The 26,328-nt window shown below is 67.9% G+C and carries 19 protein-coding genes, 1 tRNA gene and 1 other RNA gene; 10 read left to right on the top strand and 11 right to left on the bottom strand.

Features of this window, described 5'->3' with window-relative positions:
- Positions 1-39 precede the first annotated feature (39 nt).
- The gene (gene ttcA / locus JF542_RS21165; protein ID WP_207077337.1) at positions 40-924 is read right to left on the bottom strand and encodes a tRNA 2-thiocytidine(32) synthetase TtcA; all 885 of its coding nucleotides are present in this window, start codon (positions 922-924) and stop codon (positions 40-42) included.
- 100 nt (positions 925-1,024) lie between these two features.
- Between ttcA and JF542_RS21160 the strand changes: the two genes are divergently transcribed.
- Positions 1,025-1,561, top strand: a complete 537-nt coding sequence (locus JF542_RS21160; protein ID WP_007796923.1) for a superoxide dismutase family protein — start codon at positions 1,025-1,027, stop codon at positions 1,559-1,561.
- Between the two features lie 4 nt (positions 1,562-1,565).
- Here JF542_RS21160 and yidD read toward each other — a convergent pair whose 3' ends face one another.
- The 3 genes from yidD to rpmH all read right to left on the bottom strand — a co-directional run bounded on the left by yidD (position 1,566) and on the right by rpmH (position 2,397).
- A complete protein-coding gene (yidD, locus tag JF542_RS21155) occupies positions 1,566-1,802 on the bottom strand; it encodes a membrane protein insertion efficiency factor YidD (RefSeq protein ID WP_207077319.1) in 237 nt (78 codons plus the stop codon).
- The gene (gene rnpA, locus JF542_RS21150; RefSeq protein WP_207077318.1) at positions 1,799-2,161 is read right to left on the bottom strand and encodes a ribonuclease P protein component; all 363 of its coding nucleotides are present in this window, start codon (positions 2,159-2,161) and stop codon (positions 1,799-1,801) included. Before rnpA ends, yidD begins: the two co-directional genes overlap by 4 nt.
- Before the next feature lie 101 nt (positions 2,162-2,262).
- Entirely contained in the window at positions 2,263-2,397 is a 135-nt protein-coding gene (gene rpmH, locus JF542_RS21145) for a 50S ribosomal protein L34 (RefSeq protein WP_007796915.1), read from the bottom strand.
- 264 nt (positions 2,398-2,661) lie between these two features.
- Here rpmH and JF542_RS21140 point away from each other — a divergent pair, with 264 nt between their 5' ends.
- From JF542_RS21140 to JF542_RS21115, 6 genes are all read left to right on the top strand, one after another.
- Entirely contained in the window at positions 2,662-3,417 is a 756-nt protein-coding gene (locus JF542_RS21140) for a TVP38/TMEM64 family protein (RefSeq protein WP_207077317.1), read from the top strand.
- A 13-nt stretch (positions 3,418-3,430) separates the two neighbouring features.
- The gene (locus JF542_RS21135) at positions 3,431-4,837 is read left to right on the top strand and encodes a dihydrolipoyl dehydrogenase family protein (RefSeq protein ID WP_207077316.1); all 1,407 of its coding nucleotides are present in this window, start codon (positions 3,431-3,433) and stop codon (positions 4,835-4,837) included.
- Positions 4,838-4,857: 20 nt separating this feature from the next.
- Positions 4,858-6,240: a sensor histidine kinase gene (locus tag JF542_RS21130; RefSeq protein ID WP_207077315.1), complete on the top strand. Its 1,383-nt coding sequence runs from the start codon at positions 4,858-4,860 to the stop codon at positions 6,238-6,240.
- A 72-nt stretch (positions 6,241-6,312) separates the two neighbouring features.
- Positions 6,313-6,389 (top strand) — tRNA-Arg (locus JF542_RS21125).
- A gap of 294 nt (positions 6,390-6,683) precedes the next feature.
- Positions 6,684-7,148: an amino acid kinase family protein gene (locus JF542_RS21120; protein ID WP_207077314.1), complete on the top strand. Its 465-nt coding sequence runs from the start codon at positions 6,684-6,686 to the stop codon at positions 7,146-7,148.
- Positions 7,145-9,892 (top strand): cation-translocating P-type ATPase, encoded by a 2,748-nt coding sequence (locus JF542_RS21115; RefSeq protein WP_207077313.1) that lies wholly within the window; start codon positions 7,145-7,147, stop codon positions 9,890-9,892. Before JF542_RS21120 ends, JF542_RS21115 begins: the two co-directional genes overlap by 4 nt.
- Before the next feature lie 195 nt (positions 9,893-10,087).
- On the opposite strand, the gene JF542_RS21110 is transcribed toward JF542_RS21115, so the two are convergent.
- Together JF542_RS21110 and JF542_RS21105 are read right to left on the bottom strand one after the other, a co-directional pair.
- Complete coding sequence (locus JF542_RS21110) at positions 10,088-14,881, bottom strand: translocation/assembly module TamB domain-containing protein (RefSeq protein WP_242533874.1); 4,794 nt, start codon at positions 14,879-14,881, stop codon at positions 10,088-10,090.
- A complete protein-coding gene (locus JF542_RS21105) occupies positions 14,878-16,689 on the bottom strand; it encodes an autotransporter assembly complex protein TamA (protein ID WP_207077312.1) in 1,812 nt (603 codons plus the stop codon). Before JF542_RS21105 ends, JF542_RS21110 begins: the two co-directional genes overlap by 4 nt.
- Before the next feature lie 250 nt (positions 16,690-16,939).
- Here JF542_RS21105 and JF542_RS21100 point away from each other — a divergent pair, with 250 nt between their 5' ends.
- Positions 16,940-18,031, top strand: coding sequence for an NAD(P)/FAD-dependent oxidoreductase (locus JF542_RS21100; RefSeq protein ID WP_207077311.1), 1,092 nt, complete (start codon positions 16,940-16,942; stop codon positions 18,029-18,031).
- A 10-nt stretch (positions 18,032-18,041) separates the two neighbouring features.
- A complete protein-coding gene (locus tag JF542_RS21095; protein ID WP_207077310.1) occupies positions 18,042-18,947 on the top strand; it encodes an NAD-dependent epimerase/dehydratase family protein in 906 nt (301 codons plus the stop codon).
- A gap of 73 nt (positions 18,948-19,020) precedes the next feature.
- On the opposite strand, the gene JF542_RS21090 is transcribed toward JF542_RS21095, so the two are convergent.
- Entirely contained in the window at positions 19,021-20,787 is a 1,767-nt protein-coding gene (locus JF542_RS21090; protein WP_007797125.1) for a DNA polymerase III subunit gamma/tau, read from the bottom strand.
- A gap of 322 nt (positions 20,788-21,109) precedes the next feature.
- Between JF542_RS21090 and JF542_RS21085 the strand changes: the two genes are divergently transcribed.
- On the top strand, positions 21,110-21,622 hold the full coding sequence (locus JF542_RS21085) for a protein-tyrosine phosphatase family protein (protein ID WP_040545271.1): 513 nt from the start codon (positions 21,110-21,112) through the stop codon (positions 21,620-21,622).
- A gap of 66 nt (positions 21,623-21,688) precedes the next feature.
- Here the strand turns inward: JF542_RS21085 and xrtE are convergent, their stop codons facing one another.
- From xrtE to JF542_RS21065, 4 genes are all read right to left on the bottom strand, one after another.
- On the bottom strand, positions 21,689-23,161 hold the full coding sequence (xrtE, locus tag JF542_RS21080) for an exosortase E/protease, VPEID-CTERM system (RefSeq protein ID WP_207077309.1): 1,473 nt from the start codon (positions 23,159-23,161) through the stop codon (positions 21,689-21,691).
- 193 nt (positions 23,162-23,354) lie between these two features.
- Entirely contained in the window at positions 23,355-23,600 is a 246-nt protein-coding gene (locus JF542_RS21075; protein WP_007797135.1) for a hypothetical protein, read from the bottom strand.
- Between the two features lie 582 nt (positions 23,601-24,182).
- Positions 24,183-24,279: signal recognition particle sRNA small type (gene ffs / locus JF542_RS21070), an RNA gene on the bottom strand.
- A gap of 69 nt (positions 24,280-24,348) precedes the next feature.
- Positions 24,349-26,325 (bottom strand): bifunctional 2',3'-cyclic-nucleotide 2'-phosphodiesterase/3'-nucleotidase, encoded by a 1,977-nt coding sequence (locus tag JF542_RS21065; protein ID WP_207077308.1) that lies wholly within the window; start codon positions 26,323-26,325, stop codon positions 24,349-24,351.
- Between the last annotated feature and the right edge of the window lie 3 nt (positions 26,326-26,328).

Here is a 26,328-nt window from a genome sequence, read left to right as displayed (position 1 = left end):
CGGCGGGGGCAGGACTAGCGCACGGAAGTAACTCCGGACTTAACGCAAATCGGGAATATCGGGATCGTCGCCGTTCGGCTCCGCCGCATCGCGCATCAGCCCGGCGAAATCGAAGAGCTTGGGGTCGAGCATGTGCGAGGGCCGGATGTTCATCAGCGAGCGGAACATCACCTGCCGGCGGCCGGGGCTGTTCTTTTCCCACTGGTCGAGGATCTGCTTCACCTGCTGGCGCTGCAGCCCGTCCTGGCTGCCGCAGAGATCGCAGGGGATGATCGGGTAGTTCATCGCGCGGGCGAACTTTTCGCAATCGACCTCGGCCACGTGCGCCAGCGGGCGATAGACGAAGAGGTCGCCCTCTTCGTTGACCAGCTTCGGCGGCATGGTGGCCAGCCGCCCGCCGTGGAACAGGTTCATGAAGAAGGTCTCGAGGATGTCATCGCGGTGGTGGCCCAGCACCACCGCCGAGCAACCCTCTTCGCGGGCGATTCGGTAGAGATTGCCGCGGCGCAGGCGTGAGCACAGCGCGCAGAAGGTGCGGCCCTGCGGCACCTTGTCGACGACGATCGAGTAGGTGTCCTGGTACTCGATGCGGTGCGGCACCTGCATGTCTTCGAGGAACTTCGGCAGCACTGTCGCCGGAAAGCCCGGCTGGCCCTGGTCGAGGTTGCAGGCCAGAAGCTCGACCGGCAGCAGGCCGCGCCATTTCAGCTCGTGCAGCACCGCGAGCAGGGTGTAGCTGTCCTTACCGCCGGACAGGCAGACCAGCCACTTCGGCATGCCGCCATCCTCGCGGCGTTCGACCATGCCATACTGCTCCACCGCCTCGCGCGCGTTCTGCACGATGCGCTTGCGCAGCTTCTTGAACTCGGTGCTCTTGGGAGCGCCGTAGAACAGCGGGTGAATATCGTCGGCTTCATCGAACATGCGCTGGCAGATACGCGGGGAATGCGCGTCAGGCAAGAGCTCTGCGGGAACGCCGCGGGCGCGGCGGGCGTTGTGCACGAGATCAGCCAAGGAGGATCCCATGAAAACCGCATCCCTGCTTCTCGCAGCGGTCACCGCCACCGGCCTCGCCGCGGGCGCCCACGCCCAGGACGCCATGGGCGGCCAGTCGCCCGCCGCGATGGCCATGCTCAAGGACGCCGAAGGCGCCACCGTCGGCATGGCCGAAATCTACGAGACCGCCGAGGGCGTTCTGATCCATGTCGAGGCCGACGGGATCCCGGAAGGCTGGCATGGCTTCCACCTGCACGAGACCGGCGACTGTTCTGCCTCGGATTTCACCTCGGCCGGCGGCCACTATGCGCCGGACGGCAAGGCGCATGGCATGCTTTCGGGCAATGAGCCGCATCCGGGCGACCTGCCGAACGTCTACGCGACGGCGGATGGCGACGTCGCGGCAGAGGTCACGAGCACCGCGCTGACGCTCGACGGCGACAGCGCTCCGATCCTCGACGACGATGGCTCGGCCTTCATCATCCATGAAGGGCCCGACAGCTACGGAGAAGAGGCTGGTGCCGGATCGCGCATCGCCTGCGGCGTGGTTGAGGCCGCATCCTGAGGCGCTAGTCGCGCTTTCGCGGTTCGGGGACATTGTCGATCCCCGAGCCGCCCCACGGGTGGCATCGCAGGATGCGACGGGCGGCGAGCCAGCTGCCCTTGAACGCGCCGTGCTTTTCCAGCGCCTCCATCGCATAGGCCGAGCAGCTCGGCTGGAATCGGCAGCCATGACCGACCCAAGGCGAGAACACGAGGCGGTAGAACCGCACCGGCAAGGCCACGATATGGGCCAGTGGACTCACTTCGAGGGGCCGTGGATCTTGCGCAGGGCGTATTCCAGATCCTTGATGAGCAGCTCGAAGGGCCGCTCGGCAGTGGCATCGCGGCGGCCGATCAGCACGTAGTCCCAGCCCGGAACGCCCTTCGTGGGCAGGGTGAGCCGCGCCACCTCGCGCATCCGGCGCTTGGCACGGTTGCGGGCCACGGCGTTGCCGACCTTCTTGGAACAGGTGAAGCCCACGCGCACCGTGTCGGAGCCGTCATCGCGCTCGCGCGCCTGCACCAGCATCGCGTTGGCCGGCTGACGCCGGGCGCGGGCGGCCGCGAGGAATTCGGGCCGCTTGCGCAGGGTTTCGATCCTGGCCTTGATGTCTTCGCTCATTCCAGCGCCCTCAGATCACGACGAAAAGCCGCTTCGGACGCATCCAAAGCGGCTTTTCTGTCGATCCATGCGTCCCACTTCGCCAAGGCGAAGCGTGCGACTCAGGCGCTCAGCTTCTTGCGGCCGCGGGCACGGCGCGCGTTCAGAATCTGACGGCCGGCCTTGGTCGCCATGCGGGCGCGGAAGCCGTGACGGCGCTTGCGAACCAGGTTCGACGGCTGAAAGGTGCGTTTCATCGCGCTCTACTCCGTTTCTCGGGCAGCCCAGGACGGATTCGCCGGGCCATGTCATTCGAAGCCCGTCCTATAGGGAGGTGAGGCGCGCGTGTCAAACCTCTATCTCGCAGGATTGCAACATTCCGGCGCGGGGCAGGGCGGGGACCTCCCCATATGTTACAGTTTGGGCAGGGGGAGGTCAAAACCCCGGGTTTCCCGTCACCGCCGATCAAGGCGACGTGAGAGGGCTGTTGCGATGCGACCGCCTGACGCATCTTGGATGGCATGACCGACACGCACCAGACCCAAGAGGCTGACATGGCCGAGACGCCGAAGCGCAGCCTGACCCGCCACCTGCCGCTGGCGATCATCCTGATCGTCGCCGTCACCGGCTTCTTCACGCTGCGGGATTACCTCAGCTTTGACACGCTGAGCGACAATCGCGAGGCGCTGCTGGCCTTGCGAGACCAGCATTACCTGCTGATCGCCGGGGGATTCGTGCTGGCCTATGTCGCCATCGTCGCCTTCTCTCTGCCCGGCGCCGCGGTGGCCTCGGTCACCGGCGGCTTCCTCTTCGGGCTTGCCGCCGGCACCGTGCTCAACGTGCTGGCCGCCACCGTGGGCGCGGTGCTGATCTTCCTCGCCGCCCGGGCCGGGCTTGGCGCCACGCTCTCGGAGAAGATGGACGCCTCGGAGGGCAAGCTCTCAAGGGTACGGGAACGGCTGCGCGAGAACGAGATCAGCGTGATGTTCCTGCTGCGGCTGGTGCCGGTGGTGCCGTTCTTCGTGGCCAACCTTCTGCCGGCGCTGGTCGGCGTACAGTTCCGCAACTTCGTGCTGACCACGGCGCTGGGAATCATCCCCGGCGCACTGGTCTTTACCTCGATCGGGGTCGGCGTGGGCGAGGTCTTCGACCGCGGCGAAGCGCCGGACCTGAGCCTGCTCTGGGCGCCGCATATCATCCTGCCGCTGTTGGGCCTCGCGGCTCTGGCCGCGCTGCCGATGGTGATCAAGGCGGTGCGCGGCAAGACCGAGATTTGAAGGGGAAATAGTGATGAAGACGGATCTTCTGGTGATCGGCGCGGGCTCCGGCGGGCTTTCGGTGGCGGCAGGCGCCGCGCAGATGGGCGCCTCGGTGGTGCTGCTCGAGCGCGGCGAGATGGGCGGCGACTGCCTCAACTATGGCTGTGTGCCGTCGAAGGCGCTGATCGCCAGCGCCGCGCGCGCCTCCTCGATGGCCCATGCCGCGCCCTTCGGCGTGGCGAGCGTGACGCCGCAGGTGGATTATGCCGCCGCGCAGACCCACGTGGCCGAGACCATCGCCCGAATCGAGCCGATGGACAGCCAGGAGCGCTTCGAGGGCTTCGGCGTCACGGTGATCCGGGAGCATGGCCGCTTTATCTCGCCCACCGAGGTGCAGGCGGGCGCGCATGTCATCTCGGCCCGGCGCATCGTGCTGGCCACCGGCTCCTCTCCGTTCGTGCCGCCGATTCCGGGCCTGTCCGATGTCCCCTACCTGACCAACGAGACGCTCTGGCAGCTGCGCGAGCGGCCCGAGCACCTGGTGATCATCGGCGGCGGCCCCATCGGGCTCGAGATGGCGCAGGCGCATCGCAGGCTTGGCAGCCGTGTCACGGTGATCGAGGCGCAGAAAGCGCTCGGTCGCGAAGATCCCGAGATGGCCGCCATCGTGCTCGAGGAACTGAGTGCCGAGGGTGTCGAGATCCTCGAGGAGACGCCGGCGCAGCGGATCCGCGGCAGTGACGGGGCCATCGCGGTCGAAACCGTCAACGGCGCGGTGCAGGGCTCGCATCTGCTGGTCGCGGTCGGGCGCAAGGCCAACATCGAGGGGCTCGGGCTCAAGAAGGCCGGGATCGAGACCACCAAGGCCGGCATCAAAATCGACGAGGGGCTGCGCACGACGAATCGCCAGGTCTATGCCATCGGCGACGCTGCCGGCGGGCCGCAATTCACCCATGTGGCGGGCTATCACGGCGGGCTGATCGTGCGGAACGCGCTCTTTGGCCTGCCGATCAAGGTGAAGCCCCGGATCCTGCCGCGCGCCACCTACACCGCGCCCGAGCTGGCGCAGGTCGGGTTGACCGAGGCCGAGGCGCGGCTCGAGCATGGCGATGCGCTCGAGGTCGTGCGTCTGCCCTACCAGCACAACGACCGCGCCATCGCACAGCGCCAGACCACCGGCCTGCTCAAGGTGATGGTGGTCAAGGGGCGCCCGGTCGGCGCCTCGATCGCGGGCGCGCAGGCGGGCGACCTGATCGGGCTCTGGGCGCTTGCGATCGCCTCGAAACTCAAAATGGGCGCGATTGCAGGGATGGTTGTGCCCTATCCCACCATCGCAGAGCTTAACAAACGCGTCGCGGGAACCTATTTCTCTCCCCGTCTGTTTGAAAACGAAACAGTGAAAAGAATTGTAAGACTGGTGCAGCGCTGGCTGCCCTGACGGGACAAGCAGTACTCTTGATGCTCAACTCTCTTTCCGGCCGCTTCCTGATCCTCACGACGGTGTTCGTGATGCTGGCCGAGGTGTTGATCTTCGTGCCCTCCGTCGCCCGATTCCGCGCCGACTATCTCACCGACCGTCTCGAGCGGGCGCAGATCGCCTCTCTGGCGCTGCTGGCGGACGACATGCTCGACCCCGATCTCGAGCGCGAGCTGCTGGCCAATGCCGGAGTCTACAACGTTGCCCTTCAGCGCAACGCCACGCGCGAACTGATGCTGTCGTCAGAGGTCCCCGGGCCCGTGGCCGAGAGCTTCGACCTGCGCGAGGCCGGGCCGGTCACGCTCATGCATGACGCGCTGGTGCGCTTGGCGAGCCCCGAGCCCGAAGTCATCCGGGTGCTGGGCTACCCGTCGCAACAGGCCGGCCAGCTCATCGAGATCACCATGGAGGCCGGACCGCTGCGCAGCGCCATGCTGGATTACGGCGTGCGCATCCTGCTGCTCTCGGCGGTGATCTCGGTGATCACCGCGCTGCTGCTGTTCCTCGCTGTGCGACGGCTGCTGGTGCGCCCGATCAAGGGCGTGGTCGGCCACATGATCCGCTTTGCCGAGGCGCCGGAGGATGCGCGCCGCATCATCAAGCCCTCGGCCAGCGTGAAAGAGCTGCGCGAGGCCGAGGAGGCGCTTCAGTCGCTGCAGACCCAGCTTGCCGCGAGCCTGCGGCAGAAGGAGCGGCTGGCGCAGCTTGGCGGCGCGGTGGCGCGGGTCAGCCACGACCTGCGCAACATCCTGACCTCGGCGCAGCTTTTCACCGACCGCATCGAGATGTCCGAGGACCCGTCGGTCAAGCGCATGGCCCCGAAGCTGGTGGGCTCGATCACCCGCGCGGTGTCGCTCTGCGAGAACACGCTGGCCTTCGGGCGCGCCGAAGAGCCGGCCCCGGTGCTGACCCAGTTCAATCTCGCCGAACTGGTCAACGAGGTGCTCGAGGCCGAGCGTCTGGCGATCGACGAGCATGACGTGAGCCTCTCCGAGGATATCCCCGCCACGATGCAGATGCGGGGCGATCCGGAACAGATCTACCGGGTGATCGGCAACCTGGTGCGCAACGCGCGGCAGGCGATCACCGGCACCGGCCAGCCCGGTGAGATCAGTGTCGCCGCCTGGGCAGACGATACCGAATGGGTGATCGAGGTGACCGATACCGGCCCCGGCCTGCCGCCCAAGGCGCGGGAGCACCTGTTCCAGCCCTTCCAGGGCGGTGTGCGCAAGGGCGGGGCGGGGCTTGGCCTTGCCATCGTCGCCGAGCTGGTGCGCAACCACGGCGGCACGCTGCAGCTGGCGCGCTCGGACGAGAGCGGCACCTGTTTCGAGATCCGTCTGCCGATGGGAGAAATGGGCTGAACGAAATTTCTTCGAAAAACATTCTGGCCCCCCTTGCGCATCTTCGCGGGTAAGTCTAAACCCCGCCTCCACGGACCGATAGCTCAGCTGGATAGAGTACTTGACTACGAATCAAGGGGTCGGGGGTTCGAATCCTCCTCGGTCCGCCAGTTTCCGGGAAGCCCGCTGCATAGCGCAGCGGGCTTTCTTATTTTCTGCTCGGAAAACCAGACGCTTATCCACGCGCCGTGGACTGCAATCCGCAATATGTGCGCGGGCTCTGTAGCAGTGTCGCAGTGCTTGGAGTGTCAGGGGCGAGGTTTCAGAGACTCGGCGCTGAGCGCGGGTGAGGGCAATCGCCTAAGGATCAGCGCGCCAGCATGTGCCCGCCACGTTCGGCAGCAGGACTGGGCCGCTGGCAGACGCGGCGAGTCGGTCGTCGTGAGCCTGCGGCGGGTTTCCTTGTGCGAGAGAAAGCCGCAGCCATTTCCGCCGAGGGCGAATCGCTGCCGACCCCGAGCCGCGTGCGTTCTACGATCTCGGCCCTGTTCGGACTGCCCTTCGTGGTGCGGATCTACGGCGTGCTTGGCCGGCTGCCCCCTGAACGCGATGCTGGCACGTTCGGGCGGGCAAACGATGCGGGTGCGGTCTGCCTTGAGCGGGGAACGCCCGATGAGGCAGCAATCCGCCGCGCCTTGACCGACCGGATGGGCGCTAACGACTTCCCCGCAGGCGCGATGGGGCCCAAGGTGGAGGCGGCGCAGACCGTTGTCTGCGCCAGCGGCGAGCGCGCCGTGATCCGTGCCCTCGGGGATGCCGCCGTACGGTGCGGCGAAACCGGCATCGCCATCGACCGGGAGGTCGCCCCGTTTGGACTGGTGCGCGTGCAGGCGCGGGCCACCCCCAGTTTGAGAAGGAAACGATCATGAGAGACCGGACCGCCCAGAGTGTTCCCGACCATGAGGCCGGCATCGGAACCGCTGCGCCCTGGACCCGGAGCGGCGAAGACGTTGCGGCCGGTCTGCACTGTGACGCCGGCACCGGTCTCTCCATGTCGGAGGCACAGCAACGCCTCGAGCGGCACGGGCCCAACAGGCTTGCCGAGGGCAAGCAGACCTCGCCCCTGACGCTTTTGCTCGGCCAGTTCAAGAATCCGCTGCTGATCATCCTGATGATCGGCGCGGTGATCTCGCTTCTGACCGGCCACATGGTCGATGCCATCGCCATCGCCGTGATCGTGGTGCTGAACGCGGTGATCAGCTTCTACCAGGAGTTCAGTGCCGCCCGCTCGCTCGCCGCGCTGCGCGAGATGGCCGCGCCGCTGGCCTTCGTCAAACGCGACGGCGAATGGGCCGAGATCCCCGCCGCCGACATCGTCCCCGGTGACATCCTGCGCTTCAAGGCCGGCGACATCATCGCCGCCGACGTGCGCTTCCTCGAGGCCGCCCGTCTGGCGGTGGACGAGGCTGCGCTGACCGGCGAATCCGAGCCCGTCGACAAGCACATCCTGGCGATCGACGATCCCGAGCTGACGCTGGCGGACCGGCTCAACATGGGCTTCATGTCGACCAAGGTGACCAGTGGAACCGGCCTTGGCATCGCGACCTCGACCGGGATGCAGACCGAGGTCGGCCATATTGCGCATATGATGGCCACCACCGAAGAGCCCAAGACGCCCCTGCAGGAGCGCATCGAGAAGCTCTCCAAGGTGCTGATCGCCGCGGCGCTGGGCGTGGTGGCCGTGGTCATCGGCATCGGGATCTTCCACGGGATGAGCCTGTCGGAGATGCTGACCACCGCGATCTCGCTCTCGGTCGCCGCCATTCCCGAGGGCCTGCCGACGGTCGTCACCATCGTTCTGACGCTGGGGTCGCAGCGCATGGTCCACAACAACGCGCTGGCGCGAAAGCTGGCGGCGGTCGAGACGCTGGGCACCACCTCGGTGATCTGCTCCGACAAGACCGGCACGCTGACCCAGAACCAGATGCAGGTGATGCGGCTCTGGGCCGGCGGCAAGACATGGGATCTGACTGGCGAGGGCTTCGACCCCACGGGCGACTTCCTCGACGCCGAGGGCCGTGCCGCTGTGATCGCCGAGGAACAGGACCTGGCCCATATGCTCGAGGTCTCGGTCTACTGCAACGAGGCCGAGCTGATGCTCAAGGATGGCCGCCACGCGGTGCAGGGCAACCCGACCGAGGGCGCGCTGGTCGTCGCCGGCGCCAAGGTCGGCATCAGCCGCGACGCGTTGAAGAAGGACCATTACGACATCCTCCAGTCCTTTCCCTTTGACAGCACGCGCAAGATGATGAGCATGCATGTGCGCACGCCCGACGGTCGCAAGGTGTTGGTCGCCAAGGGGGCGCCCGACGTCATCATGTCCCGCGCCAAGGGGATCTTGCTGAATGGCGAGATCCGGCCTCTCGACGATGGTATCCGGGCGCAGGTCGAGGAGGTGATCGAAGATTTCGGCGGCCGCGCGCTGCGCACGCTTGCCGTGGCCTTCCGCTATGCCGAGGACGGCACCTTCGATCCCGCGGACCCCGAGCATGACATCGTGCTGCTGGGTGTCCACGGTATCATGGATCCGCCGCGCCCCGAGGTGAAACGCGCCGTGGCCGACGCCACCTCCGCAGGCATCCGCACGGTGATGATCACCGGCGACCACGCGGTGACGGCGCAGGCCATCGCCGAGCAGATCGGCATCCGCACCTCCGAGGCGCAGACCGTGCATACCGGGCACGAGATCGATGGCATGGATGACAGGCGGCTGGCCGAGGTCGCGAAGAACGCCGCCGTGTTCGCCCGCGTCACGCCCGAGCACAAGCTGCGTATCGTCAAGGCGATGCAGGCCAATGGCGAGGTTGCCGCGATGACCGGCGACGGGGTCAACGACGCGCCGGCCCTGCGCACCGCCGACATCGGCGTGGCGATGGGCATCACTGGCACCTCGGTCGCCAAGGACAGCGCCGCGCTGGTGCTGCTCGACGACAACTTCTCGACCATCGTCAGCGCCGTGCGCGAGGGCCGCAGGATCTATGACAACCTGCTCAAGTTCGTGCGCCAGGCGTTGACCTCGAACGTGGCCGAGGTGTCAACCATCCTGTTCGCCTTCCTGCTCATGGGCAACGAGCCGCTGATCCCGCTCGCCCCGCTGATGATCCTCTGGGTCAACCTCGTCTCCGACGGGATCCCGGCGCTGGCGCTGGGATTCGAGGAGGCCGAGCACAACGTCATGCGGCGCGCCCCGCGGACCCGGGACCATGACCTGTTCTCCGACGGCATGAAGGAGCGCATCCTGATCCGCGGCCTCGCCGTGGGCGGCATCAGTTACTACACCTTCTCGCAGGGGCTGGCGATGGAACTTGGCTTCGAGATGGCGCAGACCATGGCCTTCGTGACCATCATGTTCGCGCAGCTTTGGCATGTCTTCGATGCCCGCACGACCACGACGCTGTTCCGCAAGTCGCCCTTCGGCAATCCCAAGCTGCTGATGGCGGTGGGAATCTCGCTGGCGCTCTCGGCCATCGCCGTCTACTCGCCCTTCGGCCATTACGTGCTGGGCACCGCCAGCCTGCCGCTGAGCATCCTGCTGGCCTGCGCCTTCATTGCGGCGGTCCCGACCTTCGTGCTCTCGGGCATCAAGGAGGTCTTCGGGTTCAAGTTCCTCTGAGCCTTGTTCTCCGCGCAAGAAACAAGACCCGGCGTTTCCGCGCCGGGTCTTTCGGTGTCTCCTGGCCGGGCTTCGAGGGGCGGGGGTATATCCTGCCACCCCGCCACTCCCCCCGGCTGTCGCGGAGCGTGGTCTTGACCTGATCGCTGGCAGCCGACCCGCAGGGTCGCGGGCCCGAAGGCCCGCCCCGCGAGGTCAGTAGTCTTTCTCGAAATAGATCCCGAGGCCGCTGTCGCCGCCGGTGTCGGCACTGGCGCGAGCCTTGACGTTTCGGTTGATCTGGTAGTTCAGGTTGATCGACGTCTCGCCGCCGGAATCGACCTCCACGTCGGTATAGAGATCGTCGCTGATATACTTGCCCAGACGCAGCCCGGCATTGCCCTCGTCATCGGTGGTGACGTCGAAATCATCCAGCCCGAAGCCTCTGCGCAGGTTGCCGACGATGCCTTCACCGCCCTGACCGGCCAGCGTGTTGACCGCCGCCGCGATGCGCAGCGCCTGCAGCGCCGACAGTTCGGTCACGTCGCGCCCGAACAGAAGCAGGGCCAGCACCTCTTCCTCGGGGCGCGAGGGGTTGGAGCTGAAGGTCACCTCGGGCTCCGTCGCCTCGCCCTCGATCGACACGGTCACCACCGTGCCGTCGCGCTCGGCGGTGGCCTCGACCTCGATGGTTGGGACGAAATCACCGGTCAGGCGCAGGATCGCGGTGTCGAGCGTAAGGCGCTGGCCGAGGATGTCGAGCCGGCCGCGGATCAGATCGAACCGGCCCACCGGCACGATGTCCTGCGAAGTGCCCGTGATCCTCAGCGAGCCGCCAAGCTCGGCATCGAGGCCGCGGCCGCGCACGAAGATCCGTGACGGCGCCCGGATTTCGAGATCGAGCGGCAGGGTGTAGGCGGGGCCGCCGCGGGAGCTGCCGGTCTCGATCAATCCGGCGCGGGCGCGGGTCTGGCGCACCGGGGCGGGCTCGGAGAGATGGGTGAGCGTGAAGCCGCGGCTGCCCGGCCCGAGGCCGGTCTCGGGGATGCGCAGCTCGGCCTGTTCAATGTCGATGCGGCCGCCGATGGTCGGTCCGGTGAGCAGGGGACCCTGCACCGTCACCCGCCCGCCGGCGGTGGCCTGGTAGAGCCGGCGATCCTCTAGCAGCAGCTCGCGCATCTGGACCGTGAGGTCTGCGCCGTAGGGCGCGTTCAGCCCGATGGTGCCGGAGGTCTCGAGACGCCCGCCGGTGGCGAGCTGGCCGGTGACGTCGAGCCGCACCTGACCGCCGCCGAGATTGGCGTTGATGTTGATGCCGTTGAGCGAGAGGCCCGGCCCCGGCAGCACCACCTCGGCGCCGTTCACCGTGACGGTGCCCGCCAGCGAGGACGGTGCCAGAGGCCCGTTGAGGCGCAGGTTCAGCTGCGCCATGCCCGAGAGCAGGTTGGGCTCGGCGATCTGGTTGGCGAGCGCCAGTGGCGCGTTGCCGGCGATGGACAGGTTGGCGCTGTCGAAGCTCTGCGCCAGCGTGCCCGAGACCGTCGCCTGCGTGCCGCCGGGGGCGCTGATCCGGGTGTCGACCTGCCACGGCCCGCTGCCGGAGCCGCCAAGCGTGCCGCTGGCGGTGGCTCGGCCCGGAAGCTGCGGCACGATCACGCCCAGATTGTTCAGCGCCACGTCATAGCTCAGTGCGCTGTCGCCGGACTGGCTCAGCGTGCCGTTCATCGTGGCGGTGATCTGCGAGGTGGTCACGTCGAGCTCTTCGACGGTGATGTTGCCGTCGTCGTCGCGCCTGGCCGAGACCACGGCGCTGCCGCTGCCGCCAGCAAGCCTGTCGGCGATCTCGATGCCGGTGGCGAGGTCGCGCGTGTTGAGCGTACCATCGGCGCTGAATGCACCCGTGGCCAGCGTGTAGCTGCCCGCGCCGTCGAAGCTCACCGAGCCGCGCAGGGTCTGCCCCGTGAGCGGCGCATAGGCCGCCAGAGAACCCACCGAGGCGGTGCCGTCGAAGCCCACGGTTCCGATCTGGCCTTCGTCGGTCTTGCTCGCGGTGACGATGCCGCCGGCCAGGGTCTGCCCGGGACCGCGTGCGGTAAAGTCGAGCCGGTAGGCCTCGGCGCTTTCCTGCAGGTCGCCCGAGACCGAGACGCTGCCCGACATGCCGGGCGCGACCGGGCTCAGGTCGGGCAGTGTGAGGTTGAAGGTGGCAGTGCTGCCGTCGCCCACGAGGTTGCCGTTGGCGGTGAGCTGGATGCCCGGCCCGTCGACATCGGCGCGCCGGATGGTGATGCCCTCGGCATCGCGCGAAACGTCGATCTCGGTGCGGGTGGTTCCGCGCAGAAGCCCGTCGACCTGCTGGATGCCGATCGCAAGGTCATTGGTCTCGAGCGTGCCGTCGGCATCGAAATAGCCGCTCTCGAGCGCGTAGGCGCCTTCGCCGTCGAAGCTGAAAGAGCCGTCGAGCTCGCGGCCTGCGAGGTCGGCAAAGGCCGACAGGTCGCCGCCGGCTGCGGTGCCGTCGAAGCTCACGTCCGCGATTCCGCCATCTTCGGCCTTGGTCGCGGTCACGTTGCCGTCGATCTGGGTCTGAGCCGGGCCGGTCGCGGCGAGGTTCAGCAGGTAGGCCTCGGCGCTTTCCTCAAGCGTGCCGCGCAGGGTGGCGCGGCCCGCGAGACCCTCGGCACGCAGCCGGGTGAGATCGGGCAGGGTGATGTCGAAGCTCGCCGAACTGCCGGCGTCGAGCAGCGTGCCGGTGGCGGTCATCTCGAGGCCGGGGCCATCGACCTCGGCGCGGCGGATGGTGATGCCGTCCGCATCGCGGGTCACGTTGACCTCGGCGTCGGTGGTGCCCTGCAGCAGCCCGTCGACCGGGTCGATGCCGATCTCCACATCGCGGGTCTGCAACGACCCGTCGGCGTCGAAATAGCCGTTCTCGAGCGTGTAGCTGCCGGTGCCCTGAAAGCTTGCCGCCCCGTCCAGCGGGCGGTCTGCGATGGCGGCAAAGGCAGAAAGATCGGCCGCCGAAGCGTCACCGGTGAAGCCCACCGACACGACGCCGCCATCCTCGCCCTTGCCGGCAGTGACCACGCCGTCGAACTGGGTGTTGCCGGGGCCAGAGGCCACGAGGTCGAGCGCGTAGGCGTCTTCGCCCTCGTCGAGGGTGCCGGTCAGCGTGGCCGCGCCGCTCATCGCGGGATCGACCAGCGACAGGTCGGGCAGGGTGAGGTCGAACTGGCCGGTGCTTGCGCCGGTCTGCAGCTGTGCGTCGGCGGTGACGACGATGCCCGGCCCGTCGAGATCGAGGTTGCGCAGGAACGTGCCCTGCTCGGTGCGCGCCGCGGTGGCGTCAAGCGTCAGGTTGCCGGCCAGCAGGCCGTCGACCTGCGGGATGCCTGCGGCGAGATCGGTGGCGTTGCCCGCCACGGTGATGTCGAAACGGCCCGAGACCGGCTCGGCCCGGCCCGAGACGCGCACATCGGCGTCGCCGCCCAGAGTGCGCCCGGCAAGGCCGGAGAAACGAGCGAGATTCTCGGCGCGGATCTGGAGGTCCGGCTCGATGGCCGGGTCGGCGCCTTCGGTCAGCCCCGAGAGCACCACGTCGCCCTGCACGCCAATGCCCGCGCCGGTCAGGTCGATGCCGGTGATCTCGAGCGGCGAGCCCTGTTGCCAGTCGAACTGCAGCGCGCCGGTCATCGCGTCACCGGTTGCCTCGGCCAGTGAGGCATCCGAGAAGGCCAGCCCCGTCACGTCGAGGTTCAGCTGCCCGCGCACCGCGCCGGGCAGGCTGCTGGTCTCGTTCTTGGCGATGACGCCGGCGCCGGAGAGCTGGGCGCTTTGAAGCGACATCTCGGGGCGGTCGAGCCCCTGCAGCGCCAGCTCAAGCGTGAATTCGTCGCCCACCGAGGCGTCGAAGAACAATGACAGCGTCGCTTGTTCGAGCAGCGTCTCGTCCTGAGCGAAGGCGAGCCGCACCGGGCTGCCATCCTCGGAGGCGATGCGGCCCGACAGGCGCAGCCGCTCGGGCCAGCCCTCGGCGCCGATGCGCGCCTCGCCGTCAAGCGACATGGCGGCGGTTTCGAGCGTCAACTCGTCGAGCTCGATGGCGCCGCCGGTCTCGAGGATGCCACTGGTGCGCAGCAGCTGGTTGTCGCCGAGAAAGGCGCGCTGCTCTTCCGGCAGCAGCGGTCGCAGATCGCCCTCGAGATCGGCGGCAAAGCGGTGGCCTTGCTCTTCGACGCCTTCCAGCGTGACCTGACCGGCAAAGCGGTCCTCGCCATCGGTGGCGAGCGTGAGATCGGCGGTGAAATCGTCGACCACGCCCTCGCCCTGCACCGCGAGGCGGATCGGCGGGGCGCCGGGCAGGCCCATCTTGGTGGTCAGCAAGCCGCCGGAGCCTTCCTCGAGCACGAGATCGACCAGCAGCTCGCGGCTGTCATTGGCATAGCTGCCGGTGAAATTCAGCGCGTCGGTGGGGCCGTTCTGCCGCACCACGGCAAGCTCGACATTGCCCTCGCCATCGGCGAGCTGTGCGGTGCCCTCGACATTGAGCGTGACCTCCTCGCCGATCACCGGCGCACCAAGCTCGACGGCGTCGATGGCGAAGCGGCCGACATTGACCGAGACCGGCAGGTCGGGCAGCGCGAAGCTGCCGCCACTGGCCTCCGGGGCCGGCGCGGCAGAGCCGGAGGCGGGCAGGCGGGCCAGGTCCAGCCGCTCGGCGCTCAGCTCGTCGACCTGAAGCCGGCCGCGCAGCAGCGCAAGGCGGCTCCAGTCGAGCTCGGCGTTCTCCAGCGTCAGCCAGATGCCCTGATCGTCGGCAATGGTCAGGCGCTCCATCGTGGCCTGCGAGCTCAGCGCGCCGCGGAAGCCGCGCACCGTCACGTCCATGCCGTCGCCCGAAAGCGCGTTCTCGATCAGACGTTCAAGCCGGGTGCCCTCGTCGTCTTCCTGCGCCATCGCGGGCAGGGACAGTCCGAGAAGCAGGGAGAGGAGGAGGAGAAACCGTTTCAAAATGCCTGACCTATGCCGATGTAAAGCTGTACCCCTTCGCCGGTATCGCCCGAGACCGGGCCGGCGACATCGACCCTGAGCGGACCGATCGGGGTCGAGTAGCGCACGCCGAGACCGGCGCCCGCGTGCCAGTCGCCCTCGGTGCCGGGGGCGCTGGCCTCGCTGATGTAGCCCGCGTCCGCGAAGGCGACCACGCCCCATGTGTCGTTGATGTCCTGCCGCAATTCCGTCGACAGTCCGAGGAAGCTGCGACCGCCGGTCTCGTTGCCGTCGAACTCGACGGTGAGCGACTGGTAGGGCTGGCCGCGCACGGTGCCGGCGCCGCCCGAATAGAACAGGAACTCGGGCTGGGTGTCCTCGAGCTCGGCGCCCACCACCGAGCCAAGCTGAAGCCGGCCGGCGAGCACGGTGCTCTTGCTCTCGCCGAAGCCGTAATAGCCGCGCAGATCGGTAAAGAGCCGTGCGCCGTGGCCCTCGCCGTCGAGATTGTAGAACGGTGTCAGCTCGGCATCGAGATACCAGCCCGAGGTCGGGTCGAGGTCGATGTCGCGCTTGTCCCATGTCAGCGAGAGCGGCAGCGTGAACAGCAGGAACTCGCGCTCGCCAAGATCGTCCTCGGTCTGCGAATAGAGCAGCCCGACACCGATCTCGCCGGTCAGGTCGTCGTTGAAACGCCGGGTGAGACCGGCGGTCAGCTCGGCGGTATCGGCCGAGTAGGTCGGCTCGTTCAGGGTCGAGACCGAGGCCTCGAAGAAGGCGTCGGTATTGGGGCCGAGCTCGGCGATGGCCGCCGGAACCTCGAGCCGCGCGGTCAGGCTGGCATCGAGCGCGTCGCTGCCGGAGGCACCGATATCGGTGACCTCGCCGTCGATGCGCAGCCGCTCGGCGCCGCCCCAGAGATTGCGGTGCAGCCAGAAGGCGGTGAGGCTCAGCCCTTCGAGCGACGAGATCTCGGCGCCGAAACCGAAGCGGCGGGGCTTGTTGTCGACCACGTCGACGATCATGTCGAGCGTGCCGTCCGGGTTCGGCTGCTCGGCCTCGCGCACGGTGACGCTCGAGAAGGCGCCGGTGCGGGTGAGGCGGTTGGTGACGTCCTGAACCTCTTCGGGATCGAACCGCTCGCCGCTGGGCAGACCGGCGATGCGCCGCTGCGCCGCGGTGCGCACCGCGCTGGAGCCGTCGGTGTCGAGCCGGCCGAAGCGCAACTCGGGTCCGGGGGCGATGCGCATCGCCACGTCGAGTTCGCTGGTGCGGTGATTGGCGGTGACCTGTTGGTCGGTGACCTCGGCCTTGGCGTGTCCGATATCGCGCCAGCCGTCGACCCCGGCCTCGGCGGCATCGCCCACCACCGAGGCGCGGGCGGTCTCGCCACGGGCGAACGCTTCGGGCAGCTCGGTCTCCGGCGCCAGCGGGGTCAGCTCGGTCCGCCCGAACTCGAAGGAGGGACCGGTGTCGATCCGCACCGTGACGGTGCCGACCGTGTCGGGCGTGCTGAGCAGCGGAATCTCCGAGGCCTCGCGGCCGTCGATCAGGATGCTGATGACACCGCCGTAATAGCCATTGGCATAGAGCGTCTCGAGCAGGATGCCGTAATCCGACAGCGCCGCGGCGAGCACGTCCTGTCCCGAGATCTGGCCGTCTTCGGCCTCGACCTCGGCGGCAGCCAGCGCAGAGTTGTTGCGGATCTGGTCGCTCAGATCGTCGGACATGGAGGGGCTGGTAAACCTCACGTCATCAAGCGCGACGACGGGGCTGGAGGCGAGACAGAGGGCGGTGCCGGAGGCGGCAGCAAGGCGCCGGATGGTCACTGAAAAATTCCTTTCTCGGGCCATGGGGCTGCTCGCCCTTTGGGCGAGATCGCTCCACAGTAACCCAGTGCAATCGTGGACGCTAGGGAAGGGAATAGCATCTCGCGCCCCGTCCCGCGGTTCACGTTTCAGCCAAGCCATGAAAGGCTGGCCTGTGTGTCTCGTCTGCATCGCTTGCCCCGTCCCCTCGGGCTGTCTATCCCGGTTGGGCGCCATCTAGCCCGGCGCGGCGGAACGTGAAGGAGACGACATGCCCGACATCATCGTGATCGGCGGCGGAATGGCCGGTGTGAGCGCCGCGGCGGCGCTTGCCGCAGACGCAGAGGTGCTGCTGCTCGAGGCCGAGCCGGGGACGGGGCAGCATTCCACCGCGCGCTCGGCGGCGATCTTCATCCGCAACTACGGCAACGCGGCGCTCAGGGCGCTGAACGACCGGGCGGCGGGCTTCTTCGAGGCGCCCGACATCGATGTCGAGGCGCCGCTGCTGACGCCGCGCGGCGAGTTGCTGCTTGCGACCGGCGAAGAGCTCGACCTGCTCGAGGAGTATGCCGCCGGAAGTGCCGGGCTCGAGCGGCTGAGCGCCGTCGAGGCCGAGCGGCTGGTGCCGATCCTCAAACCCGGCCACTTTGCCGGTGCGGTTCTCGAACCCGAGGCCCGCGACATCGACGTCGACGCCATGCTGCAGGGCTACCTGCGTCAGTTCCGGGCGCGGGGCGGCCAGCTGCGCTGCAAGGCGCCGGTCTCGGCACTGAGCCGCGAGGCAGGGCTGTGGCAGATCGTGGCGGGCGGCGAGACCCACGCCGCGCCGGTGGTGGTCAACGCGGCCGGTGCCTGGGCGGGCGAGATCGCGCGCATGGCCGGCGCGCAGCCGATCCCGATCCAGCCCTGCCGGCGCTCGGCGGCGGTGCTGCCGGCGCCCGAGGGCCACCAGGTGGGCCTCTGGCCGCTTTTCGGCTCGATCGCCGAGACCTGGTACGCCAAGCCCATGGGCGGGCAGCTCATGGTGAGCCCTGCCGATGCCGATCCCGTGCCGCCGCAGGACGCGTGGCCCGACGACATGGTGCTGGCCGAGGGGCTGTACCGCTACGAGAGCGCGGTGACGGTGCCGGTGACGCGCATGGTTTCGAGCTGGGCCGGGCTGCGCAGTTTTGCGCCGGACAAGACCCCGGTCTGCGGCTTCGATAGCGAGGCGGAGGGCTTTTTCTGGCTCGCCGGGCAGGGCGGGCACGGCATCCAGACCGCGCCTGCGCTGGCCGAGTTGACCGCGGCACTCGTCGCTGGACGTGCGGCCTCGATCGACGATGGAAGCCTCGGCGCCCTGTCGCCGGTGCGGTTCGCCTGAGGGGACCGGGATGAGCATCTACGTCACCGGCAGTTCCGGCGTTCTGGGCTGCGAGATCCTGTACCACCTGCGCGCCTCGGGTCATGATGCGACCGGGGTCGCCCGGCGTGCCCTGCCGCGGCAGGCGGCGGGGTTGCCGCAGATCTCGACCGCCGAGGTGCTTTCGCCCGGCTGGCTGCCGGAGCGCGACACCGAGGCCACCATCGTGCATTGCGCCGGGCTCGCTAGCCCGCGTGTGCCATTCGCGGACTACGCCGAACTGAGCCGCCGCGAGATCGAGCCGCAGGCCCGGTTCGTCGAGGCGTTGCTGGCGCGCGGCTGGCGCGGGCACATGGTCTACGTCTCCTCGGCAGGGGTCTATGGCGACACCGATGCGCTGCCGATCCCGGAGGATGCCCCGCTCAACCCCAAGTCATTCTACGCGCTGCAAAAGATGGCGGTGGAGCAGGCGCTGGTCATGCTCGCCAACCGCTATGGTTTCCGGCTGACCATCCTGCGGCTGGCCAATGCCTACGGCTCGCCGCTGGCGGGGCCGGGCTATGGCGTGGTGACGATCCTGCTCGACGCGCTGGCGACGGGGCGGCCGTTCAAGCTTTTCGGGACGGGTGAGAGCCTGCGCGACTATGTCCACGTGTCGGATTTCTGTGCCGCCGTGGCGCGGAGCTGCACGGCGGACCTGCCCGAGCGGGTCACGACGCTGAACATCGGCACCGGGCAGGGCACCTCGCTGGCAGATCTGGTGACGCTGGTGCAGCAGGTCACCGGACGGGCGCTGACGCTGGAGCGCGCGCCGCTGGAGAGCGAGCTGAAATCGAGCGTGCTGGATATCTCGCGCGCAGAGCGGCTGCTTGGCTGGACGCCCGCGCTCGGGATCGAGGACGGGCTGAGGCGGACGGTCGAGGTGATGGGCGGTTGAGCCTTGCCTTGCGTGGAATCAAGGCGTGGCGTTGCAATTCGGTCTCCGTGACGGTCGCATTGGCCCCGGCGGGTCACTCCTCCTCGAACGGATCCCACTCGTCCTCGACCTCGGGCAGCGCTTCGGCGGTGGCCTCCTGCGCGGCTTCCTCGGGGGTGCGGATCTCGACGATCTCGGCCTTGGGAAAGGCCGCGAGCGCGGCCTGTACAAGCGGGTGCTCCGCCGCCTCCGCCTTCATCGCCAGCTCGGCGGCGTGGGTCTGCTCCCAGATCGTCGCCGTCTCGCAGCCATTGACCAGCGATACGCCCCAGCGGTTGCCGGTCCAGCGCTGCAGCGCGCTGCCAAGGCGCTGGGCAAGATCGCCGCGGGCGTTGTTGGTGGGGGTGAACTCGATCCGTCCGGGCTGGTAGGCAGCGAGCCGCACGCAGCGCTCGACTTCCATCAGAAGCGTCATGTCGCGGTTGGCCCGGATCAGCTCGACCACGTGCTCGAAGGTCGGGAAACGGGCCAGCGCGTGATCGGCCGCCACCGCCAGCACCGCGTTGCCCTGCGTCGCGACCGGGCCAGAAGGCGCGGGGTGGGTGGGCTGCACGTGGCCGCCGGCCTGCGTCTGTGCGCCGCCTCCGGCCGGGGCATGGGCATAGCCACCACCACCGGGGCCCGGCGCAGGCGGCGGCGGGGTGTCCTGCAGCTTGCGCAGCAGCTCTTCGGGAGAGGGCAGCTCGGCCACGTGGGTCAGCCGGATCACCGCCATCTCGGCGGCCATCATGGCATTGGGGGCCTGCGCCACCTCGTCGAGCGCCTTGAGCAGCATCTGCCACATGCGGGTCAGTGCCCGCATCCCGAGATTGGCGGCCATGGTCTCGCCGCGTGCGCGCTCGTCGGGCGAGATCGTCGGGTCCTCGGCGGCCTCCGGCGTGATCTTCACCACCGAGGTCCAGTGGGTGATCTCGGCCAGATCGCGCAGCACCGCCAGCGGGTCGGCGCCGTCGGCATATTGCTGCGACAGCTCGGTCAGCGCGCCGGGGGCATCGCCGTACATGATCTTTTCGAACAGATCCATCACCCGGCCACGGTCGGCGAGGCCCAGCATGGCGCGGACCTGCTCGGCGGTGGTCTCTCCGGCGCCGTGACTGATCGCCTGGTCGAGCAGAGAGGTGGCATCGCGCGCCGAGCCCTCGGCGGCGCGGGTCACCAGCGCCAGCGCGTCATCGGTGATCTCGGCCTGTTCGGCGGTGGCGATCCTGCGCAGCAGCGAGATCATCACCTCGGGCTCGATGCGGCGCAGGTCGAAGCGCTGGCAGCGCGACAGCACCGTCACCGGCACCTTGCGGATTTCGGTGGTGGCGAAGATGAACTTCACATGCTCGGGCGGCTCTTCCAGCGTCTTGAGCAGCGCGTTGAATGCGCTGTTCGAGAGCATGTGCACCTCGTCGATGATGTAGATCTTGTAGCGCGCCGAGGCCGCCCGGTAGTGGACGCTGTCGATGATCTCGCGGATGTCGCCGACGCCGGTATTGGAGGCGGCATCCATCTCGATGACGTCGACATGACGGCCTTCCATGATCGCCTTGCAGTGCTCGCACTCGCCGCAGGGCTCGGTGGTGGGGCCGCCCTCGCCGTCGGGGCCGATGCAGTTCATGCCCTTGGCGATGATCCGGGCGGTGGTGGTTTTCCCCGTGCCGCGGATGCCGGTCATGATGAAGGCCTGCGCGATCCGACCCGCCTTGAAGGCGTTCTTGAGCGTGCGCACCATGGCGTCCTGACCGACGAGATCGGCAAAGGTCTCGGGGCGGTACTTGCGGGCGAGAACCTGGTACTTGGGCGATTGCTCGGACATCGGGGGCCTTCCGGGTGACGGGACGCACCCAAGGTATGCGCGCGGCCCTCCAAGGTAAACCGGGCGCGGCGCGGAAAAGCGGGCCGGCTGCGCCGGCTCCACTGGCGGGGGGCGTCGGGACGGTGCGGGCAGAGGCTTTGGACTGGCGCTGATATTCGGCACGGGGGCGCGTGCTGGCGGAGGGGTGATGCCGTGCCGGGCCGCCGCCTAGGACCTGCAGATGCGTGGCGCCCGCTCGGCGGCGCGCGAAAGCAGGTTCGCAAGAGGCGGCGAATCGGGCAGCATCGGCGCATATGACACGTTCGACGCATCGAGCCTCCGTATGACCATGCTGCACGCGCTCAGGGTTCTGGACGGAATTCTCGCCATCTCGCCCCTTCCCGGGGCGGGCGGGGATCTCGTGGGTGACCTCCAGCACGTGGCGGACTGGCGGCCCTCGCTGGTCATCTCGCTGGTCAGCGTCGCCGAGTTCGAGGCTGCGGGGGCGGGCTCGGTGGGCAGCTTCATCGCCGATCACGGCGCGCGCTGGGAGCACCTGCCGATCGTGGATTTCGGCGTGCCCTGCGCCGCCTTTGAAGATCGTTGGCCCGAGGTCAGCCGCGCCGCGCTGCACGCCTTGCAGGGCGGCGGGCGGGTGCTGGTGCATTGCCGGGGCGGCTGCGGGCGCTCGGGCATGGTGGCCCTGCGGCTGATGATCGAGGCGGGCGAGGCGCCGGACGAGGCCCTGTCACGGCTGCGCGGGGTGCGGCCTTGTGCGGTCGAGACCGAGGCGCAGATGGGCTGGGCGCTGGCGGCCGAGCGGGAAGCGGCGGTGTTTCACCGGCACGGCGACTGAGCGGAGCGGGGACGCTCGGCTATGTTCAATTTCGCCCGCGCGTCGAAGCTGCCACCGTGCCGTTCCCTACCAGAGATCCCAGCGTCCGAAGCCGATCACCCAGATCGCGATCAGGGCATTGGCCACGGCATGGGCGATGATGGCATCGATCAGGCGGCCCCGCAGCCGTGTCATCAGGCTGAACAGGATGCCGGACAGGATCCCGGCCAACCATGCGCCGTGCAGCATCCCGAAGGCCGTGGCGCTTCCCAGGACCGCGAAAGGTGTCAGGCGATCCTGTGCGACGGCCAGCCAGTCCGCCGAGATCAGCCTCCGTTGCAGATACCCTCGGAAGGCCAGTTCCTCGATGACCGGTACGATGATCACGCTGCCGATGACACGCAGGGCGATCCACAGCGCAAGAAGCACTGGTGGGAGTGCCGTAAGTGTCGCCGGGGCGGCCGCTTCGGCCGGCTCCGCAACTGGCGCAAGCGCGAGCCAGAACAGGAAGACGGCGGTCCCGCAAAGCCAAGGTGCGGCAGCCGCCAGAGTGATCGGCGCAGGCACCCGGCCAAGGCGTCCGATCGCATCCGCCAGCGGCGCGCGGTAGAGCACGAGTACCGCGCCGACAGCTGCGACGCGCAGGCCATAGGCGAGCTCGCCCAGATGGCCGAAGGCGGCGCTGACCAGCGAGAGTGCAAGCCACACGAGGAACGGCAGGAGGTAGGCCGTGACCTCGAGACTGTCATCGCGAAGCGACGGTGCCACAGGGAGATGGCGGGTCATCCAGGGCAGCCGCCGCAGGGTCGCGATGATGCCGAGGCTGATGCCGCAGAAGAAGACCCAGCCTGCCATCGAATGGAACGCGCCCTTCGCGAGTTGCGGGTCGATCCGGTCTCCGACCCAGAGCAGGATGGCGATGCGGGCGGCATTGGCCACGAAGGAGATGGCAATCGCGGCGGGAAACACCAGCAGGGCCTGGGGGAAACGGTGCTCCTCGCGGAAGCGGTAGAGGTAGCCGGCGAGCAGCACGGTGATCATCGCCATACCCTCGATGCCCGAGCAGGTGGCGCCGATATGCGCGCCGAAATCGCCAAGCTGGATGCCGGGCAGTGCCGGTTCGACGAGGACCGTGAAACCGGCCGCTTCCAGCATCGCCGTGACGAGGCGCAGCGTCGGATCCGACAGCGCTCTCCAATAGGGAAGGATCTGGACGGCGGCGACGCCGGTGGCGGTGCCGAGCACTGCGGCGAGCGCCACGTGTGGACCGGCGGCGCGCAGGACAGCCTTCGTTGAGGCACCGAGCACCGCGATCACGAGGCTTGTCGGTACGCTCACCGCGACGCCCAGCCACAAGACAAGCAATGGCCAGCCGAGGTCCGCCGCCACGTCGGGCCGGGCAAGGATCAGGATCGTCAGGCCGGCAAACGCCGCATAGCTGGCGAAATGGACAGAGAGGCTGCCGCCCGTGACCGGGCGCGTGCCGGCAAGCGCGGCGCGCATGCGGTCAGCGATGCTGCCGTCCCAAAGCACCGCGAAGGCGCCCAGTGCTGCAATCATGGCTCCGGCAAATCCACTGCCAGCCCAGAGGAGGCCCTGCCACGAACTTGGCAGGGCCTCGACTGCGTCGATGTCGTGGCGCCAAGCCAAGACAAGGAACAGGCAGAGGTACTCGGCGATCAGAACCGCCGGAACGGTTGCAACACGAACGGTGGTTTGTCCGTGAGTTGCGACAGTCATGACAAGCGTGGGGTCAGGCCGAACGGCGCTTCCGTGCTGTCATGAGGACGAGGGCTCCAAGCACCAGTGCCACAGCAGCGGCGGCACCTTCTGCCCCGATCTCGGGGACCGTGGCATTGGGGCAGAAGCTTGCGTTGCCCGGGTTGCAGGCGCTCGCGTTGGGAATGCCACCCTTGTCTGCCATAGCAAGCTGCGGGGTGGTGAAGACGCAGACAAAAGCGATGGCTGCGGCGTTCAGAATAGTCTTTGTGTAAGTCATGCCTAAAGTTCTCACTACTGAGGAAACAAGTACCGGGGCTGAATGAAGTTGCCCGTCACGATTATGCCTTATTTCGTGAAGCGTCTCGCAGATAACTCGCTCGAGCATGGGGCAATTGGCCGAATTCCGCTCTTATCGAGGCAGGTTTACACGGAATGCGTGTTTCCAAAAATTATTGGAAATTCGCTAGTTGTCCCGAACTGAGACTCTTTGAATTCACCTGCGAATCGGCCGATCGCCCTCCTGTGTCTGCAGAGGCGGAGCCGGCGCCTAGGGCCCGGGTTTGTCGGCGTCTCCGCCGGGCTGTCATGATGATAATGGCTTCTGGAACCAGAGCCATCCCGGCAGCCCGGCAATCGGTGGGCTCGCGGGCAGTCTGCTGCAGAACCGCTCGAGCCGGGGCATGTTGCGGTGGGCTGGCGCAAGGAGTCGCGCCCCGCAAGAATCAGCGCGAGAGCATGGCCTCGGTCGGGCTTTCATGGAGCGTCCAGCTCCGCTGCTCATGACAAAGCAGACGTCCCGTAGCATGGGAACAGAGGTTTCGGGGGAAGAGCATTAGCTCGTACGCTTTGTGAAAGCGTAAGTGAGAGGCTGGACAACGACCCAAGCGGGGCTCGTTACGGCTGCTTCCTTCCGGACCTGACCGGGTTGGCGAGGCGCCTGCCCGCGCCAACCTCTCGAGGGGTGATCTAGGGGCTTTGTGACGGATTCGCAACCCCGGCCCGAACTCTCGGGCCGGGGATGGTGATCACAACGCGATGCGGAAGAGGGCGAAGCCTGCGTCGGTGTCGCCGGCATCCTCGAGGCGCAACCCCGGCACGCTGTCGGCATAGGCGCGCGCGGCCGGCCCGGTCTCGAACAGCACCGTGGTGTCGGGCAGTGACGCGAAGGACCAGTTGCCATCGGCGCTCGGGTTGATGGTGCCCTGATCGACGATGTAGCGCACGATGACGTCGCGATTGGTGTCGGGGCCCTCGAAGATGATGGTGTCGCCGGTGCCGGGGAAGCTGCCGCCGCCCGAGGCGCGGTAGTTGTTGGTGGCGATGACGAAGTCCATGTCCTTGGTGACCGGCGCGCCGTCGAAGGTGAGCTCGGTGATGCGGTTGGCGTCGGGGGCCACGACCGCGCCGTCGGAATCGAATTTCGACGGCTGCGACAGGTCGATCCGGTAGCTCACCCCGTCGATCACGTCGAAATTGTAGCTTGGGAAGTCGGGGTTCAGCAGCGTTGCGTCCTGTGCGCCGGGCTCGATCCGGTTGAACATCCCCGCCGAACGTTCGAGCCAGTCCTTGAGCTGGGCGCCGGTCACCTTCACCGCGCGCACCGTGTTGGGGTAGAGGTAGAGATCGGCGACGTTCTTGATCGCGATGTCGCCCTCGGGCACGTCGGTGTAATACTCCGGCCCGCCGCGGCCACCGGCCTTGAATGGCGCTGCCGCCGAGAGGATCGGCAGACCCTCGTGCTCGGTGCCTTGAAGCATCTGCTCGATATACCAGGTCTGCGCGTTCGACACGATCTGCACCGACGGGTCATCCGCCACCAGCGCGAAGTAACTGTAGAGCGGCGCCGAGGTCTTGCCCACGGCGCGGCGCACATAGGCCAGCGTTTCCTCATGCGCCTGTTCGACCGCGGCCACGACCTCGGGCGCGTCCTCGACCAGCGCGGTGACCGAGCGGTCCTCGTTGCGCTGGGCGATGGGCCGGGCCTCGGTGGTCGAAGAGACCACGCGCCAGCCGTTGCCGTCGCGTTCGAGCAGCAGGTCGATGAGGCCCATATGCGAGCCCCAGAAGCCGCCCATGACCGCGGGTTTGCCGTGGATCGTGCCGGCCCCGGCATCGACGGCGGCGAAATCGGCATAGGTGGGCGAGGGGAAGACGAGGTGGCTGTGCCCGGTCATCACCGCGTCGATGCCGTCAACGCCCGCGAGCGGCACCGAGGCGTTCTCCATGCCGTCCTCGTGATTGGCCGAACCGATGCCGGAATGGCTCAGCGCGATGACGATGTCGGCACCCTCCTCGACGATCTGCGGCACCCAGGCGCGGGCGGTCTCGACGATGTCGCGGGCCTGAACGTTGCCCTCGAGATGCTTGCGGTCCCAGTTCATCACCTGCGGCGGCGTGAAGCCGATCACGCCGATCCTGATCGGGTGGCTGTTGCCGGCCCCGTCGGTGAGCTGGCGCTCGAGGATGACATAGGGCTTGTAGAGCGTCTCGTCCTCGCGCGGGTTGGCGCCGAGGCTCTTCGAGACATTGGCCAGCACCACGGGGAACTGCGCCCCGGCGGTGGATTTCATCAGGAACTCGAGCCCGTAGTTGAACTCGTGGTTGCCGATGGTGGCGGCATCGAAGCCCACGGCGTTCATGGCGTCGATCACCGGATGGGTGTCGCCCTCCTTCATGCCGCGCTCGTAGGCGACGTAATCGCCCATCGGGTTGCCTTGCAGGAAGTCGCCATTGTCGAGCAGCATGGAGTTGGTCGCCTCGGCGCGCACGCCGTTGATCAGCGTGGCGGTCCGCGACAGGCCGACCGTGTCGACCGGTTTATCGGAATAATAGTCGTAGGGCATCACGTGCACGTGCAGGTCGGTGGTTTCCATGATCCGCAGATGCGCCTGGTTGGCTGCGGCTCGGGCGGAATATGGGTGCAGTGCAATCAAGGCAGAGCCCGCGGCTGTGCCCGCCAGGAACGAACGGCGGGTGAGTTCGGAAGGTTGGAAACGGGACATGAG

The organism is Salipiger bermudensis, from assembly GCF_017309175.1.
Classification (GTDB): Bacteria; Pseudomonadota; Alphaproteobacteria; order Rhodobacterales; family Rhodobacteraceae; genus Salipiger; species Salipiger bermudensis.
The sequence above is the reverse complement of the archived record's forward strand: the minus strand, read 5'-3'. Positions and strand labels throughout refer to the sequence as shown.

Coding starts and splice junctions, on each gene's coding strand:
- ttcA (WP_207077337.1), bottom strand. CDS start 924: ATGTTCGATGAAGCCGACGATATTCACCCGCTGTTCTACGGCGCTCCC.
- JF542_RS21160 (WP_007796923.1), top strand. CDS start 1,025: ATGAAAACCGCATCCCTGCTTCTCGCAGCGGTCACCGCCACCGGCCTC.
- rnpA (WP_207077318.1), bottom strand. CDS start 2,161: ATGAGCGAAGACATCAAGGCCAGGATCGAAACCCTGCGCAAGCGGCCC.
- rpmH (WP_007796915.1), bottom strand. CDS start 2,397: ATGAAACGCACCTTTCAGCCGTCGAACCTGGTTCGCAAGCGCCGTCAC.
- JF542_RS21140 (WP_207077317.1), top strand. CDS start 2,662: ATGACCGACACGCACCAGACCCAAGAGGCTGACATGGCCGAGACGCCG.
- JF542_RS21135 (WP_207077316.1), top strand. CDS start 3,431: ATGAAGACGGATCTTCTGGTGATCGGCGCGGGCTCCGGCGGGCTTTCG.
- JF542_RS21130 (WP_207077315.1), top strand. CDS start 4,858: ATGCTCAACTCTCTTTCCGGCCGCTTCCTGATCCTCACGACGGTGTTC.
- JF542_RS21115 (WP_207077313.1), top strand. CDS start 7,145: ATGAGAGACCGGACCGCCCAGAGTGTTCCCGACCATGAGGCCGGCATC.
- JF542_RS21100 (WP_207077311.1), top strand. CDS start 16,940: ATGCCCGACATCATCGTGATCGGCGGCGGAATGGCCGGTGTGAGCGCC.
- JF542_RS21095 (WP_207077310.1), top strand. CDS start 18,042: ATGAGCATCTACGTCACCGGCAGTTCCGGCGTTCTGGGCTGCGAGATC.
- JF542_RS21090 (WP_007797125.1), bottom strand. CDS start 20,787: ATGTCCGAGCAATCGCCCAAGTACCAGGTTCTCGCCCGCAAGTACCGC.
- JF542_RS21085 (WP_040545271.1), top strand. CDS start 21,110: ATGACCATGCTGCACGCGCTCAGGGTTCTGGACGGAATTCTCGCCATC.
- xrtE (WP_207077309.1), bottom strand. CDS start 23,161: ATGATTGCAGCACTGGGCGCCTTCGCGGTGCTTTGGGACGGCAGCATC.
- JF542_RS21075 (WP_007797135.1), bottom strand. CDS start 23,600: ATGACTTACACAAAGACTATTCTGAACGCCGCAGCCATCGCTTTTGTC.
- JF542_RS21065 (WP_207077308.1), bottom strand. CDS start 26,325: ATGTCCCGTTTCCAACCTTCCGAACTCACCCGCCGTTCGTTCCTGGCG.